This is a genomic window from Algibacter luteus (genome assembly GCF_900141715.1).
GTDB classification, from domain to species: domain Bacteria; phylum Bacteroidota; class Bacteroidia; order Flavobacteriales; family Flavobacteriaceae; genus Arenitalea; species Arenitalea lutea.
The window spans coordinates 128,108-142,710 of the sequence record NZ_FQYK01000003.1 but is presented as its reverse complement, the minus strand read 5'-3'; the positions used below and the strand labels follow the sequence as shown (position 1 = coordinate 142,710).

Below are 14,603 nucleotides of genomic sequence, written 5' to 3'. Positions count from 1 at the left end.
TCATGTTCTCAGAAAACAAAAAGGAAAAACAAATGACTGAAGGCACATCAAACCAAAACATAATTGCTCAAGGCACTAAATTGGTTGGAGACTTTGGTAGCCAAGGCGATTTAAGAATAGACGGTACTATTGAAGGAAACATAAAAACTTCAGGAAAAGTAGTTGTTGGTAAATCCGGACTAATTAAAGGCACATTAAATGGTACCGATGCGTATTTTGAAGGTAAATTTTCTGGTAAACTGGCATTGTCTGGCACATTAACACTAAAAGCTTCTGCACATATTGAAGGTGAGGTTGTTGCCAGCAAATTAGCTGTAGAGCCAGGTGCAACCTTTAACGTTACCTGCGTTATGAAAGGTACTGTAAAAGAAATGAATAATGGCGGACAAGCAGCAATCCAACAACGAAAAGGAGAACCAGAAAAAACAGCTTAAACAAATAGCTGCTTTATCTGGAATTGCTATTCAAATGGGCATCACTATATATCTTTTTGTAATATTAGGTAAATGGCTAGATGTTAAATTCGGAAATTCTGGTAAAGTTTTTTTAATTGTTTGCACACTGTTTGGTGTTGCCATTTCTTTGTATGCTGTACTTAAACAAATAAAGAAACTAAATCCTTGACTATTAAAAAACTTATTTCAAACTGCTTCATTGTGGTTTTTGTTGCTTTAATCGCATTTGTTGCACACCTGCTTCTTAATAATTTGTTTATTGAATCGATTACCGTTAACCAATTAATTTATTCTTATGTGGTTAACGTGATTCTAGCTTGTGGCGTAATAATTCTTCTTTTCGCGTTGCGTAATAAACTAAAGGATCAACTAGGTTTTATCTTTATGGCAGCAAGTATGCTGAAGTTTGTATTCTTTTTTTTTCTTTTTTTCCCGCAGTATAAAGCTGATGGAGTTTTAACCCGATTAGAGTTCTTAACTTTTTTTATTCCTTACGTTATTTGCTTGATTACAGAAAGTGTTATTCTGTCCAAATTTCTCAATCGATTAGACAATTTAAAGCCTTAAAATTGAACGAAGTAAATATTATTAAATTTTCTTTTTTGCTTTTCAGATAAAAACATACCTTTGCACCGATTTTTAAGCCACTATTTATTATAAGTGATATGCAAAATATTATTTCTTTAAAAACTATTTGTCTATTCTTCTTTTTTGTTTCAGCGTCTGTATTCGCAAAAGAAGAACCTAAAGAAGGAGAAAGTGATATAAAAACTGAAATAAAAGAATACATTAATCATCACTTACTTGATTCGCATGATTTTAGTTTAACTTCTTATACAACTGAAAGTGGCGAGCATAAATATATCGGATTTCCTTTGCCGGTTATTTTATGGGATAACGGATTAAAAGTGTTTTCATCTTCAAAATTACACCATGGTGAAAGTGTTGCCGAAGTGGATGGTAATTATTATAAATCTTTTCACGGAAAAATATATAAAACTGATGCGTCTGGAACTATTAATTTAGACGAGCACCATCACGCTACAAACGAAAAACCTTTAGACTTCTCTATAACTAAAAACGTGTTCACCATATTTTTAGTTGGTTTATTAATGTTTTTCATGTTTAGCAGAATGGCTAAAAAATATAAAACAGGAAGTTTACCTAAAGGTATGGGTAGATTTTTAGAACCAATAATCTTGTACATTAGAGACGATATTGCTATTCCAAACATTGGCGTAAAAAAATATAAAAAATACATGCCATATTTACTAACGGTGTTCTTTTTTGTATGGATTATAAACTTATTAGGTCTTACACCACTAGGAGTAAATGTTACGAATAACATAGCAGTTACATTGGCATTGGCTTTAATAACTTATTTCCTAACTACTTTTACTGCTAATAAGAATTACTGGGGGCACATTTTCTGGATGCCAGGTGTACCTGTTCCAATGAAAATAATTTTAGCACCAATTGAGTTGCTAGGAACTATAATTAAACCATTCTCTTTAATGATTCGTTTGTATGCAAATATTACTGCAGGACACATTGTGTTAATGAGTATTATTGGTTTAATGTTCATATTTAAAAACTGGTTAGGAAGTTCATTGTCATTTGGTTTAGCATTCGCTTTATCATTACTTGAACTTTTAGTAGCCGCATTACAAGCATATATCTTTACCATGTTATCTGCTTTATATTTCGGGTCGGCTGTTGAAGAACACCATGACGACCACTAAAAAAAGAATGTTTAATTTTTAATATATATATTATGACAGGTTTAAATTTTGTAGGAGCTGGTTTAATTGTTATCGGTGCTGGATTAGGTATTGGTAGAATCGGTGGACAAGCAATGGAAGCTATTGCACGTCAACCAGAAGCTTCTGGAAAAATCCAAACAGCAATGCTTATCGCAGCTGCACTTATTGAAGGTATTGGATTTGCTGCTTTATTTGCAGCTTAAAAAAGCAAAAACAGCTTTAACGGTTGGTTAAAGCTGTTTTTTAAATTTATTATGTATTAAAATCATAGATATAAATGGAGAAGTTAATTAATGAGTTTTCAATAGGGTTATTCTTTTGGCAATTAGTATTGTTCATTGGATTAGTTTTACTTTTAAGAAAATTTGCTTGGAAACCTATTCTTGATGCTGTTGAGAAGCGCGAAGAAGGCATTCAAAATGCATTAGATTCTGCTGAAAAAGCAAAATTAGAAATGGAGAATTTGCAAGCAGATAACCAAAAGCTATTAAAAGAGGCAAGAGCAGAGCGCGAAGAAATGCTTAAAGAAGCACGCGACATGAAAAATAAGATGATTGAAGACGCTAAAACTGAAGCTAGTGAAAGCGCTGCAAAACTTATTGCTCAAGCACAAGCAAGTATAGAATCTGAAAAGAAAGCAGCTATTGCAGAATTAAAATCTCAAGTAGCTAATTTATCAGTTGAAATTGCTGAAAAAGTAGTACGTACTGAATTATCTAACAAAGACAAGCAATTAAAATTGGTTGAAACTATGTTAGGTGAAAAATCATTAAACTAAGTTATAATGGCGGGAGCAAGAGCAGCAATACGTTACGCAAAAGCATTATTAAGTTTAGCTATAGATTCTAAAACAGCCGAGGTTGTAAATAAGGATATGAAGCTAATTGCTGATACTTTAGCGCAAAGTAAAGATTTAAGCGAAGCACTTCAAAGTCCTGTAATTCCTTCTTCAGTCAAAAAATCTACACTTTTAGAGGTGTTTAAAAATGCTAATAAATCAACACTTAGCTTAATAGATACTTTGGTTGCAAATAATAGAATTGATTTATTAAGCAATGTAGCTTTAAAATACAATGCATTATATGATGAGTCTAAAGGAATTCAGTTAGCTACAGTAACCACGGCAGTAGAGTTAACAGCAGATTTAAAAAAGAAGGTATTAGCTAAAGCTAAAGAACTTACGGGAAAAGATGTTGAAGTAGAAAATATTATAGATGAAAGCATTTTAGGTGGTTTCATTTTACGTATTGGAGATATGCAATATAACGCAAGTGTTGCAAATCAATTAAATAATTTAAAACAAGAATTTACATTAAACTAAGACCTTATAGGTCTAAATAAATAATAAGATGGCAGAAGTAAAACCAGCTGAAATATCAGCAATCTTAAAAAAACAACTTTCAGGTTTTGAAGCAAGCGCTTCATTAGATGAAGTAGGAACTGTATTAACTGTAGGAGATGGTATTGTTCGTGCATACGGATTATCTAACGCACAATATGGTGAGTTAGTTGAATTTCAAGGCGGACTAGAAGGTATTGTACTGAATCTTGAAGAAGATAACGTTGGTATTGTATTACTAGGTGCTTCAGTAGGTGTAAGTGAAGGGTCAACTGTAAAACGTACAGGACGTATTGCTTCTATTAATGTTGGTGAAGGTATAGTTGGTCGTGTTGTTGATACTTTAGGTAACCCAATTGATGGTAAAGGACCAATTTCTGGTAAAACTTACGAAATGCCTTTAGAGCGTAAAGCGCCTGGTGTTATTTTCCGTGAGCCCGTTACAGAACCTTTACAAACCGGTATCAAGTCTATTGATGCAATGATTCCTGTTGGTCGTGGTCAACGTGAGTTGGTTATTGGTGACCGTCAAACTGGTAAAACAACAGTTTGTATTGATACCATCTTAAATCAAAAAGAATTTTATGATGCAGGCGAGCCTGTATTCTGTATATATGTTGCTATAGGCCAAAAGGCATCTACAGTAGCAAACATTGCTAAAGTCTTAGAAGAAAGAGGTGCTCTTGCTTATACTACTATTGTAGCTGCAAATGCATCCGATCCTGCTCCAATGCAAGTATACGCTCCTATGGCGGGTGCTGCAATTGGTGAGTATTTTAGAGATACTGGTCGTCCAGCTTTAATTATCTATGATGATTTATCTAAACAAGCCGTAGCTTACCGTGAGGTATCATTATTATTACGTCGTCCACCAGGACGTGAGGCGTATCCGGGTGACGTTTTCTACTTACACTCGAGATTATTAGAGCGTTCTGCAAAAGTGATTAATGATGATGATATTGCAAAAGAAATGAACGATTTACCAGATTCACTAAAACCATTAGTGAAAGGTGGAGGTTCGTTAACGGCTTTACCAATTATTGAAACACAGGCGGGAGACGTTTCTGCTTATATTCCAACAAACGTAATTTCTATTACAGACGGACAAATTTTCTTAGATGGAGATTTATTTAACTCTGGTGTACGTCCAGCAATTAACGTAGGTATTTCGGTATCGCGTGTTGGTGGTAATGCACAGATTAAGTCTATGAAAAAAGTAGCAGGTACATTAAAACTAGATCAAGCACAATTCCGTGAGTTAGAAGCTTTCGCGAAGTTTGGTTCAGATTTAGATGCCGTTACTTTAAATGTAATTGAAAAAGGTAAACGTAACGTTGAAATCTTAAAGCAAGCTCAAAACGATCCGTTTACTGTTGAAGATCAAGTTGCTATAATTTATGCTGGATCTAAAAACTTATTAAGAGACGTTCCTGTAAATAAAGTAAAAGAATTCGAAAGAGATTTCATTGAATTCTTAAACGCGAAACACAGAGGTATTTTAGATACTTTAAAAGCAGGTAAATTAACTGATGAGGTTACAGATACATTAACAGCTGTGGCAAAAGATTTATCAGGTAAATATAGAGCTTAATTATAAAATTTAATGTCACTCTTAGCGTAGTCGAAGAGTCTTTATAAAGTAAAGAATGGCAAACTTAAAAGAAATACGTAACAGAATAACATCGGTATCTTCAACCATGCAGATTACCAGTGCAATGAAAATGGTATCGGCTGCAAAGTTAAAGAAGGCACAAGATGCGATTACTGCAATGCGACCTTATGCAGACAAGTTAACTGAGCTTTTACAAAGTTTAAGTGCTACTTTAGATGCAGATTCTGGAAGTGCATTTTCTGAACAACGCGAATTAAAGAAAGTACTTATTGTTCCAATTACTTCGAATAGAGGTTTGGCAGGTGCTTTTAATTCTAACATCATTAAAGAGGTTAATAGATTAACAGCAGAAACGTATGCAAACCAAGAGGTTTCGTATTTAGCTATTGGAAAAAAGGCAAATGATGCATTTAAGAAAACCAATAAAGTTATAGCTAATAAAAGTGAAATTTTTGACGATTTAACGTTCGATAATGTTGCTGCAATTGCAGAACTTTTAATGGAAAAGTTTGTTGCTGGTGATTTTGATAAAATTGAAATTGTTTACAACAAATTTAAAAACGCAGCTACTCAAATTGTAATGACTGAACAATTTTTGCCTATTGTTCCTGTTGAAGGTGCTGTAAACGCCAATGCAGATTACATTTTTGAGCCTTCAAAATTAGAAATTGTTGAAGAATTAATTCCTAAGTCTTTAAAAACGCAATTGTATAAAGGCATTAGAGATTCTTTTGCTTCTGAGCACGGTGCGCGTATGACTGCAATGCACAAAGCAACTGATAACGCAACAGAGTTAAGAGATCAATTGAAATTAACGTATAACAAAGCACGTCAGGCCGCTATTACCAATGAAATCTTAGAGATTGTTGGTGGTGCTGAAGCTTTGAATAATTAATACATTCTGGTTACAGTAGTAATCTTAACAAATAAATAGATAAACCTAACTTTAGCGAGTTAGGTTTTTTTGTTATAAAAGCCTTATTTTTAACCGGATAAACACATAACTTTTTTGAGCGCACTCAAGTCCTTATTTAAACAAACATTCATCTATGGTTTAGCAACGGTGCTTCCTAGAATGTTAAGTTTTTTATTGGTGCCACTTTACACAACCGAAGGTGTCCTTTCTTCCGTTGCCGAGTACGGCGAAGTTTCTGTAATTTTCTCCTATTTCGTGCTATTCAATGTAATTCTGGCCTACGGTATGGAAACTGCTTTTTTCAGGTTTTTTAACAAAGAAGACGATAAAAACAGCGTAACCAGTACAGCGGCAATTTCATTACTACTTACTTCAATTGGTTTTTTTGTGCTCGGGTTCTTATTCAAAAATCAGATTTCAAACTTAATCACTATCGATGTCAAATATATTAAACTAGTCATATGGATTTTATTGTTCGATGCCTTAGTTATTATACCCTTTGCGTGGTTAAGAGCAAACGAAAAACCCATGCGTTATGCAGTTATTAAAATCTTCAATGTCGTTGTAAACATTGGTTTAAACTTATTCTTTTTATTAGCATTAAAGGGCTTAGCGTCCAATAATGCGCTTTTTGAAAGTATATATATTCCAAACTTTGAAATTAATTACATTTTCATAGCCAATTTAATAGCGAGTGGAATGACACTATTGTTAATGTTTCCATTTTATGCGAAAATCAAATATAAATTCGACAATGGCTTATGGAAAAATATGATAAAATACGCAACACCTGTGTTAATAGCAGGTATTGCATTTTCCATTAATGAAACATTTGATAGAATTCTATTAGATTATTTATTACCTGAAAATATTGCCAAAACAGAAATAGGAATGTATTCAGCGTGTTATAAACTAGCATTGTTTATGACGCTTTTTGCTACTGCCTATCGTTTGGGTATAGAACCTTTTTTCTTTAGTCATGCTAAAGCAGAAAACCCTCAAAAGAATTATGCTAGAATATTGGAGTTTTTTGTAGCGATTGGGTCGATTATATTACTTGCCGTTGTTGTTTTTGCAGACATATTAAAACCAATTATTGTAAGAAGTGAAGATTATTGGGAAGCCATGTGGATTGTGCCAATAATTCTTATCGCAAATTTTTGTTTGGGTATTTACCACAATCTTTCGGTTTGGTATAAAATAACAGATAGAACCAAATTTGGTGCCTATATATCGGTTTTTGGCGCATTATTAACCTTAGGATTAAATATATGGTTAATTCCAATTATAAGTTACAAAGGATCTGCCATAGCAACCCTAGCAGCTTATGCCTCTATGATGTTATTGTCTTATTATTTTGGAAGGAAATACTATCCAATACCTTATAACGTAAAAAAAATAGGATTGTATTTACTGGTTTCAGTAGTCTTTTCTATACTAGCTTTTTATCAATATCGAGGTAATTATGTTGTAGGAATTGCGATGTTAATTGTATTTTTGAGCTTAGTGTATTTATCTGAAAAAAAACAGATTAAAGAATTATTAAAAAGATAACATGAAAATTAAAATCATTAACAAATCCAATCATGATTTACCACATTATGAAACTTTGGCTTCAGCTGGAATGGATTTAAGAGCAAACATTTCAGAACCTAGAGTTTTGAAACCATTAGAACGCAGTATCGTGGGCACAGGCTTATTTATAGAGCTTCCAGTAGGCATTGAAGCCCAAGTGCGTCCGAGAAGTGGTTTAGCGGCTAAAAAAGGCATTACGGTGCTGAATGCTCCAGGAACTATTGATGCAGATTATAGAGGTGAAGTTGGCGTGATTTTGGTAAATCTTTCAAACGATGAATTCATCATTAACAATGGAGAGCGCATTGCTCAATTAGTAATCGCAAAACACGAACGAGCGGAATGGGAAGAAGTAGAAGTTTTATCTGAAACAGATAGAGGTGAAGGTGGTTTTGGTAGCACAGGTACCAAATAAAACAATTAAACAAATAAACGAATCAACATTATAAAATGAAAATAATAGTACCAATGGCAGGTCGAGGTTCTCGCCTTAGACCACACAGTTTAACCGTACCAAAACCATTAATACCAGTTGCAGGACAACCTATTGTGCACCGATTGGTTAAAGATATCGCCAAAGTTTTAAAACAACCAATTGAAGAAATAGCCTTTGTACTAGGCGACCCAGCGTGGTTTGATGATGATGTGGTTTCAAAACTTGAGGATTTGGCTAAAAGTTTAGGTGCCAAAGCATCGATTTATAGACAAGACAAACCGCTTGGAACGGGTCATGCTATTATGTGCGCTAAACCGTCATTGTCAGGGCCAGCAGTTATTGCATATGCGGATACTTTGATAAGAGCGGAGTTTGATTTAGACCCAACGGCAGATAGCGTGATTTGGACTAAGCAAGTAGATAATCCTGAAGCCTATGGTGTTGTTAAGTTAAATGCGAACCAAGAAATTGTAGAGTTGGTTGAAAAACCGGAAACTTTTGTAAGCGACCAAGCTGTTATTGGTATTTACTATTTTAAAGATGTTGCTGTTTTAAAAGGAAAACTACAAGAAATATTAGACGAAAACGTTATGAATGGTGGCGAGTACCAAATTAACGATGGAATAAAACGCATGATGGCCGATGGGAAAGTTTTTAAAACCGGAACTGTTGATGAATGGATGGATTGTGGAAATAAAGACATTACCATTGAAACCAACCAAAGAATGCTAGGGTTTTTAAAAGCTGATGGTGAGGAGCAATTAGTGGCAAATTCGGCGAAATTAGAAAATTCGAAAATTATAGAACCCTGCTTTATTGGTGAAAATGTGGTGCTTAAAAACACAACTATTGGTCCGTTTGTTTCGGTTGGTAATGATTCTTTAATTGAAAACTCAACCGTTAAAAATAGCTTAATACAAAGCCATACAAGCATAAAAAACGCTAATTTAGATCAAGCTATGATTGGTAATCATGTAAAGTATAACGGCGAATTTAAAGCAATAAGTATTGGCGATTATTCTGTTTTAGAATAATGTCTAAAAAGCAAGAATCTCATAAATTTGAGTTTGGAATACAATTTGAAGTTATTACTAATGTATATAAACTTGCTGCCCGCGTTAGGGATAGAAGCGGTATGCTTTTTTGAGACTATCGAAGCCAAAATATTTTTGGTTGAAGAGACCAAAGCGAAGCATTAAAAAAAGATATAGCGTATAGCCCGACCCTTAGGTAACCTGACTGCCGGTAGGCAGGCGCCCAAATTATTATTAATGAAAAGAAATTTCTACATCGTCATTTTTTTCTTCGGAATTTTATTGCTTCCGCAGATAAATTATGCGCAAGTAGATTTTAACAAAACACCCGATGACGATTTAGGTGATCATGAAGACAGGTTTCAGGAGTTGTTTTACGAGGGCTTAAAGCAAAAAGGCATTGAAAATTATGATAGAGCTGCAGAAGCGTTTCTAAAATGTATAGAACTTGATAAAACGATACCTGTTTTGTATTTTGAATTGGGTAAAAGTTATAATAAGCTTAAAAATTTTGGTGCCGCTGAAGACGCCCTAAAAAAGGCAGTTGATAAAGACCCAGATAACGAATGGTTTTTAGATGAGCTTTATGGATTCTACACCTCTCAAAACGAACAGGAAAAGGCTATAAAAACAGTGCAGCAACTGGTTAGGTTTCACCCAGATTATAAAGAAGATTTAGCATCGCTTTATGTGCAAACCAAAAAGTACGACAAGGCTTTGGAGATTCTGGATGCTTTAGATGCGGAGTTTGGTGTTTCGGTAAATAGAGACATTTTACGTAATAGAATTTATGATGCAACCGGACGTAAGAAAGATCAAATTAAAAACTTAGAGTCACGCGTAGAAAATAACCCCGATAAAGAGTCAAATTACCTTGCGCTTATTTTGCGCTACAGTGAAAATAACGAAACAGAAAAGGCTTTTGAAACCGCAAAAGAGTTATTAAAAATAAACCCCAATTCACAACTAGTACATCTGGCTTTATATAAATTTTATTTAGATGATAATGATGCTGAAAAAGCTATTGAATCTATGAAAGTGGTTATTAAAAGCACTCAAATTAAACCTGAAGCGAAGCTAAAAGTACTTACAGATTTTGTAAAATTTGTAAAAGCAAATCCGGAGTATGAAGCAGATTTGATTGAAGCTACAAGTTTGGTAAGCGATACCAATAATAGTAAAACCATTATCGAGTTAGGGCAATATTATTTAAGTAGGAATAACAAAGAAAAGGCCTTAGAACAGTTTGAAGAAGCCTTAAAACTAGAGCCTAATAATTTTGAAGTTTTAAAAAACACCTTACTGTTATATATTGATTTAAAAAAGTTTGATTTGGCAAAGGTAGAGAGTAATAAGGCTCTCGAAAGTTACCCATCTCAACCCTTACTTTACTTGATAAATGGTGTATCCTTAAACGAATTAAACCAACCTAAAGATGCCTTAGAAGTTTTAGAAACAGGTTTAGATTACCTTATTGACGACACTAAAATGGAAGCCGATTTTTATAACCAATTAAGTAAAGCATATACTTTGCTAAACAATACCGATAAAGCAAAAACGTTTAGTGATAAGGCAAAACAGTTACAATCCCCAAATTAATGCATACATACCAAAAACTTTTTATAGGCTTGTTAGCCATGTTGTTGATAAATTGTAAATCTGCAAAAACCATTACTAATGGTGAGGCTAATTTTAATTTATCTACCAAACAATTAATAAAAGCAAACACAAAACAAGCTGCTACTTTTAGCACGCTTCAAGCAAAACTAAAAATTACGTACACTCAGAAAGGGAAGTCTCAAACACATTCCGTAAATTTTAGAGCTAAAAAAGACGAAGCTTTATGGATTAACGCACCATTCTCTGTAATTAGAGCTATGGTTACTCCAGAAAAAGTAAGCTTTTATAATAAGCTAGACAACACCTACTTTGATGGTGATTATAAATATTTAAGCAATTTATTAGGAACAGAATTAGATTTTGGCAAGGTCCAAAATTTATTGATAGGTGAAACCATTTATAACTTGAAAGATGGCGAATATAAAGCTTCTGCTGATACTGAAAACTATGTTGTACAACCCAAAAAACAGTTAGAATTATTCGAAATTTTCTTTTTGTTGAGTCCGTCGAATTTTAAAGTGAAATCACAACAAATTTCGCAACCAAAGGAGTTTAGACATTTACAGATTGATTATTTAAAATACCAGGATGTTGAAGCACAAATAATACCAGAACTTATAAAAGTAATTGCGGTTGAAGAGCAAGAAGAAATGATTGTAGAGTTAGAAATGAAAAATGTATCTTTAAATGAAAATTTAAGATTCCCGTTTAAAATACCTTCAGGTTTTAAAGAAATTGAGTTATAAATGAAAGTGATGAAGCTTACATACAAACTCGTTTTTATACTCGGATTTTTATTTGCTACCAGTTTATCATTTGCTCAAAATGATAAGCAGAAGGAGCTAGAAACACGCCGACAAGAACTTCGCAGAGAAATCCAGAAGATTAATGAATTGCGTGATGCAAATAAATCGAAGGCAAAATCTGAATTATCTTTAATTGAAGATTTTAACTATAAAATTAGTGTGCTTTCAAACTTAATTAAGGTCACTAACCAGCAAGCTAATTTGTTAACACGAGAGATAGCTTCTAATCAAGACAAAATAACGAGTTTAAGAGACGAATTAAAGCAGCTTAAGGAAGATTATGCTGCAATGATAGTGAAGTCTTATAAAAGTAAAAACCAGCAAAGCAGAATCATGTTTTTGCTCTCTTCTGAAAACTTTAAACAAGCTTACAAGCGTTTGCAATACATCAAGCAATACTCAGACCACCAAAAGCAGCAAGGTGAAATTATAAAGGCTAAAACGCAAGAGCTACAAGACACAAATACCAGTTTGTTAAAGCAACAGGAAGAAAAAAAGAAGTTAATTGCTGAAAATAGAGTCGTTCAAAAATCCTTAGAGTCAGAGCGCCAGCAACACCAATCGGTAATGAATTCTATTCAAAAGAATTTGTCAAGATATGCAGCTCAAATAAAAGAAAAGCAACGAGAGGCCGATAGAATTGATAGAGAAATAGATAGAATTATAAAAGCGGCCATAGCTAAATCGAATACCAAAGCAGGTAATAGCGCAAGCTCAAAATCGTTTGCTTTAACCGCAGAAGAAAAGGTATTGGCTTCAAATTTTATTTCAAATAAAGGTAAGTTACCGTGGCCGGTAGAAAAAGGTTTTGTGCGCTTAGGTTATGGCACACAACCACACCCTATTGATAGATCGTTGACTATAAAAAGTAACGGTGTACGTATTGCTACCGAAAAAGGAGCCAAAGCCAGAGCGGTTTTTGATGGTGAGGTAAGTGAGATTTTGAAGATGAGAAACGTTAACCCCATTATTATGATTAGGCACGGAAATTATTTAACGTTGTATAGAAATTTATCTGAAGTTTACGTGAAAAAGGGTGATAAAGTAAAAACCAAACAGGTTATTGGCGAGGTATTTACAAACCCAACAAACGGCGAAACCATATTAAGTTTTACATTGTCAAAAGGTACTACCACCGAAAATCCTGCAAGCTGGATTTATAAAATGTGACACGAAGTTTAATCCTGAGCTTGTTTCAGGATCTCATTGAATAAAAAATTCCTGCTTTAGCAGGAATCTTATGAAATTATACTTTTACAAAAACACAACCTCTTCGTGTTTTTCTGTAATGTTTTCCATTCCAAAAATAGTAACGTTTACCTTTTACTATAACTGTTTTATAATGTTTTGGTGCTGTTTTTACAACGGTTACTGAACTAGGGTTTGCAACAACTCGCGTAGCACATGATGTGAATGATATCATACAAATAACTGATAATGAAATAAATAAAGTTCTCATAGCAATATGATTTTGGGTTTTACTATAAGACTTTGTATTTTAAAAAAGGTTTAATCAAACAACGCTTTTAACTCGGTAGCATCGTTAGGTTTTATTTTGCCAGCGAGCAATAAACTTAGTTGCTTGCGACGTAAAGCAGCATTGAATCGTTGAATTTCTATTTTGGTTTCGGGAGTTACTTCTGGCACTTGTACTGGCCGTCCAGTTTCGTCTACAGCTACAAAGGTATAAATGGCTTCGTTGGCCTTGGTTTTTTCGCCAGATTCGCGATCTTCAATCCAAACATCAATAAAAATTTCCATGGAGGTATTAAAGGCGCGAGATACCTTAGCTTCAACAGTTACAACACTTCCTAAAGGCACAGCTCTATTAAATGCTACATGGTTTACCGATGCGGTAACAACAATGCGTCTGGAATGGCGTCTGGCCGCAATACTTGCTGCACGATCCATACGTGCTAAGAGCTCGCCACCAAATAAGTTATTTAACGGATTGGTTTCACTGGGTAAAACTAAGTCTGTAAGTGTTGTTTTTGATTGTTCGGGTGTTTTTGCCTTCATAATGTATTTTTATGATGCGGCAAAGTTACGTATTAATGCAATAATTTAAAGGGTAAAGCGTATTAAACTAGTCTAACTTTTTAACCAACAACCAAGCATCGCGGTTGTGTGTTTTTTTGATTTCTCGTAGTGCTTTTAAAGCGTCTAGTCTGCCCTCGTAGCTTGCATAAACCACTTGATGTAAACCGTATTTGTTAGCACCAATTTTTCTGGCACTAAAGCCGTCTGCTTTTAGTTGTTTAACACGTTTATTGCAGTTTTCTTCAATCCTAAATGCACCAGCAACAATATGGTAGTTTCCTGTTTGTTTGGTTACATTTAAGGTAACTGCCGGAAACGGATTTAAATTAAAAGTAGCCTGTTGAATTTTAGTATCCAACTCTTGTGTGGCTTGTTCTTGTGCTAGTTGATTATGAGTTTCTATTTGATTGACATAATATTTTGAAGCACCAAAACCACCCAATGTCAATGCAATTAATGCCACTGCTGCGTATTTTAAGTATGATTTAGACTTGCGTTTTTCTGGCGTAATAGCAATAGGAACCACTTTTTCGATGGCTTCTACTTCTTCTTTGTACACTTCGCGTTTAACATCTGGCGATACAAATTGAGATAAACCAAAAGAATCGGTTAGGTAATTGAGATGATATGTAGGCTCAAATAAAATTTTGCCTTCATTATTAAAAACAATCTCACCAATATTTTTAAAAGTAAGCGTTTCACCTTGTGTTAGGTAAGATTTTAAAATCTTTACACGTTTCGCTATTTTTTTGTTGGCAATTTCGAAAGGAATTTTTTCTACATCGGCAATATAGTTAGCCAGTAACCCGTCATTCTTTTGAATTTGCTCATTAAAAGAGATGACTTTTTTTGGTGCATTAAAAGTATTTGAGGTATCATCAATAGTTGCAGATACGCGTTGCGTTAAAAATGATCCAAACTCAGGAATGGTAACACACTCATATCTATACAGTAAATCGCTTATGTAGGTTTCTAATTGCATGAAAACAAAGTTAAAAAATTGTGCT

At 34.0% G+C, this 14,603-nt stretch carries 18 protein-coding genes; 15 read left to right on the top strand and 3 right to left on the bottom strand.

The features are described from left to right. Positions 1–2 precede the first annotated feature (2 nt). The 15 genes from BUA46_RS06740 (at position 3) to BUA46_RS06670 (ending at position 12,726) form a co-directional block, all read left to right on the top strand. Complete coding sequence (locus BUA46_RS06740; RefSeq protein WP_019388034.1) at positions 3–434, top strand: bactofilin family protein; 432 nt, start codon at positions 3–5, stop codon at positions 432–434. Further along, positions 379–624, top strand: coding sequence for an AtpZ/AtpI family protein (locus BUA46_RS06735; RefSeq protein ID WP_072794738.1), 246 nt, complete (start codon positions 379–381; stop codon positions 622–624). Before BUA46_RS06740 ends, BUA46_RS06735 begins: the two co-directional genes overlap by 56 nt. After that, positions 621–1,022 (top strand): DUF6168 family protein, encoded by a 402-nt coding sequence (locus BUA46_RS15325; RefSeq protein ID WP_019388036.1) that lies wholly within the window; start codon positions 621–623, stop codon positions 1,020–1,022. The genes BUA46_RS06735 and BUA46_RS15325 overlap by 4 nt, the downstream gene beginning before the upstream one ends. 98 nt (positions 1,023–1,120) lie before the next feature. After that, positions 1,121–2,197 (top strand): F0F1 ATP synthase subunit A, encoded by a 1,077-nt coding sequence (gene atpB, locus BUA46_RS06725; RefSeq protein ID WP_019388037.1) that lies wholly within the window; start codon positions 1,121–1,123, stop codon positions 2,195–2,197. A gap of 32 nt (positions 2,198–2,229) precedes the next feature. Then, on the top strand, positions 2,230–2,421 hold the full coding sequence (gene atpE / locus BUA46_RS06720) for an ATP synthase F0 subunit C (RefSeq protein ID WP_019388038.1): 192 nt from the start codon (positions 2,230–2,232) through the stop codon (positions 2,419–2,421). Positions 2,422–2,495: 74 nt separating this feature from the next. Then, entirely contained in the window at positions 2,496–2,996 is a 501-nt protein-coding gene (locus BUA46_RS06715) for a F0F1 ATP synthase subunit B (RefSeq protein ID WP_019388039.1), read from the top strand. A gap of 6 nt (positions 2,997–3,002) precedes the next feature. Further along, positions 3,003–3,539 (top strand): ATP synthase F1 subunit delta, encoded by a 537-nt coding sequence (gene atpH, locus BUA46_RS06710; RefSeq protein ID WP_019388040.1) that lies wholly within the window; start codon positions 3,003–3,005, stop codon positions 3,537–3,539. A 28-nt stretch (positions 3,540–3,567) separates the two neighbouring features. Further along, the gene (gene atpA, locus BUA46_RS06705; RefSeq protein ID WP_019388041.1) at positions 3,568–5,148 is read left to right on the top strand and encodes a F0F1 ATP synthase subunit alpha; all 1,581 of its coding nucleotides are present in this window, start codon (positions 3,568–3,570) and stop codon (positions 5,146–5,148) included. Between the two features lie 55 nt (positions 5,149–5,203). Continuing rightward, the gene (gene atpG, locus BUA46_RS06700; protein WP_019388042.1) at positions 5,204–6,064 is read left to right on the top strand and encodes an ATP synthase F1 subunit gamma; all 861 of its coding nucleotides are present in this window, start codon (positions 5,204–5,206) and stop codon (positions 6,062–6,064) included. A gap of 114 nt (positions 6,065–6,178) precedes the next feature. Then, on the top strand, positions 6,179–7,639 hold the full coding sequence (locus BUA46_RS06695) for an oligosaccharide flippase family protein (RefSeq protein ID WP_026010080.1): 1,461 nt from the start codon (positions 6,179–6,181) through the stop codon (positions 7,637–7,639). 1 nt (position 7,640) lies between these two features. Beyond that, complete coding sequence (gene dut / locus BUA46_RS06690; RefSeq protein WP_019388044.1) at positions 7,641–8,075, top strand: dUTP diphosphatase; 435 nt, start codon at positions 7,641–7,643, stop codon at positions 8,073–8,075. Between the two features lie 35 nt (positions 8,076–8,110). Continuing rightward, the gene (locus BUA46_RS06685; protein ID WP_019388045.1) at positions 8,111–9,130 is read left to right on the top strand and encodes a sugar phosphate nucleotidyltransferase; all 1,020 of its coding nucleotides are present in this window, start codon (positions 8,111–8,113) and stop codon (positions 9,128–9,130) included. 237 nt (positions 9,131–9,367) lie between these two features. After that, positions 9,368–10,729 carry a tetratricopeptide repeat protein gene (locus BUA46_RS06680; RefSeq protein ID WP_019388047.1) on the top strand — a complete coding sequence of 454 codons (1,362 nt, stop codon included), beginning with the start codon at positions 9,368–9,370 and terminating at the stop codon, positions 10,727–10,729. Further along, positions 10,729–11,496, top strand: coding sequence for a lipoprotein insertase outer membrane protein LolB1 (lolB1, locus tag BUA46_RS06675; protein ID WP_019388048.1), 768 nt, complete (start codon positions 10,729–10,731; stop codon positions 11,494–11,496). Before BUA46_RS06680 ends, lolB1 begins: the two co-directional genes overlap by 1 nt. Beyond that, positions 11,497–12,726, top strand: a complete 1,230-nt coding sequence (locus BUA46_RS06670) for a murein hydrolase activator EnvC family protein (protein ID WP_019388049.1) — start codon at positions 11,497–11,499, stop codon at positions 12,724–12,726. A 76-nt stretch (positions 12,727–12,802) separates the two neighbouring features. On the opposite strand, the gene BUA46_RS15045 is transcribed toward BUA46_RS06670, so the two are convergent. From BUA46_RS15045 to BUA46_RS06660, 3 genes are all read right to left on the bottom strand, one after another. Beyond that, complete coding sequence (locus BUA46_RS15045) at positions 12,803–13,015, bottom strand: DUF6515 family protein (protein ID WP_035106412.1); 213 nt, start codon at positions 13,013–13,015, stop codon at positions 12,803–12,805. A gap of 50 nt (positions 13,016–13,065) precedes the next feature. Continuing rightward, positions 13,066–13,575 (bottom strand): acyl-CoA thioesterase, encoded by a 510-nt coding sequence (locus BUA46_RS06665; RefSeq protein ID WP_019388051.1) that lies wholly within the window; start codon positions 13,573–13,575, stop codon positions 13,066–13,068. A 67-nt stretch (positions 13,576–13,642) separates the two neighbouring features. Further along, positions 13,643–14,578, bottom strand: coding sequence for an HU domain-containing protein (locus BUA46_RS06660; protein ID WP_019388052.1), 936 nt, complete (start codon positions 14,576–14,578; stop codon positions 13,643–13,645). Positions 14,579–14,603: the final 25 nt, after the last annotated feature.